This is a genomic window from Hymenobacter profundi (assembly GCF_019334315.1).
GTDB classification, from domain to species: Bacteria; Bacteroidota; Bacteroidia; order Cytophagales; family Hymenobacteraceae; genus Hymenobacter; species Hymenobacter profundi.
Window position 1 is genome coordinate 1 of sequence record NZ_JAHWGL010000202.1, and the last position, 1269, is coordinate 1269.

At 62.8% G+C, this 1269-nt stretch carries 2 protein-coding genes; both read left to right on the top strand.

The annotated features are described in order from the left end of the window. Positions 1 to 51 precede the first annotated feature (51 nt). The gene (locus KYK14_RS21875; protein WP_219161761.1) at positions 52 to 360 is read left to right on the top strand and encodes a transposase; all 309 of its coding nucleotides are present in this window, start codon (positions 52 to 54) and stop codon (positions 358 to 360) included. Further along, positions 357 to 1256: an IS3 family transposase gene (locus KYK14_RS21880; RefSeq protein WP_219161762.1), complete on the top strand. Its 900-nt coding sequence runs from the start codon at positions 357 to 359 to the stop codon at positions 1254 to 1256. The genes KYK14_RS21875 and KYK14_RS21880 overlap by 4 nt, the downstream gene beginning before the upstream one ends. Positions 1257 to 1269: the final 13 nt, after the last annotated feature.

The following is a 1269-nucleotide window of genomic DNA, read 5'->3' on the forward strand; positions in this document are numbered from 1 at the left end:
TGAGGTGGTCGGGTAAATCTGGACAGAATAGGGTCTTATCTTTCGAGAGTCATGAAAGACAGCCCTCACCCTACTAAACGCCGTCGCTACGATGCGGCCTTCCGCGCCGAGGCTCTGCGCCTGGCTGGTGAAAGCCGCTCGACGCAGGCCGCCGCGCGCGCCCTGAACATCAGTCCTAAGCTGCTCTACAAGTGGCAAAAAGAGGCGCTCACGCCTATCGCAGCAGCCCGCGAGGCGGAGTTAGATCCGGACACGGCAGCCGAATTGCGGCAACTGCGGGCTTTGGCTCGGCGGCAGGCGCAGGAGTTGGAAATTTTAAAAAAAGCCATCATCATCTTCTCGCAGACACCGGACCAATGAGCCGTTACCGCTTTATTGCGGCGCAGCGGGGCCGCTACCCCGTGCGCCTGCTCTGCCAGGTGGTGCAGGTGTCGGCCAGCGGCTACTACGCCTGGCAACAGACTCGACAGCAGGCCATAACCCAGCCGGATCCGGCGTGGGAAACGGCACTGGTCAAGGCCTTTGGCGTGCATAAACGCTGTTACGGTACGCGTCGGCTCCGGGCCGAACTGCGCCGCAAGGGTTACCAAGTGGGGCGGCAGCGGCTACGCACGGCCATGCGCCGCCGGGGCCTACGTGCGCTGCAACCCAAGGCCTTTACGCCGCGCACGACCAATTCCACCCACGGGTTGCGTTGCGCGCCGAACCGGCTGCTGGACCAGCCCAAGCCCACCCAGGCCAACCGGGTCTGGGTCAGTGATATCACGTATCTGCCGCTGGCCAATGGCGAGTGGGCCTACCTGTGTGCCTTTCAGGACATGGCCAGCAAGCAGGTGGTCGGCTGGCACGTCATGGCCACCATGCCCGAAGAATTGGTGACCACGGCGTTGCAGCGGGCGTTTTGGGCCCAACCGCCCACGCCGGGGCTGCTCGTGCACTCAGACCGCGGCGGGCAGTACTGCGGCAACGCCTACCGGCAACTGCTCTACGACCACCAGGCCGTGCGCTCGCAGAGCCGGCGGGGCGACTGCTACGATAATGCGCAGGCCGAAAGCCTGTGGTCCCGGCTCAAAACGGAGGTACTCGAAGTCCGCGAGCGGCCCGTTTTTGCCGACCTGGCCGATGCTCGGGCCAGCGTCGCCAATTATTTTGACTACTACAATCACGAACGCCTGCACTCCAGCATCGACTATCAGACACCCTATCACACTCATCAACAGCTCCTTCCACTTAGTGCCCTAAACTATCCAGCCTAACTGGACCACCTCA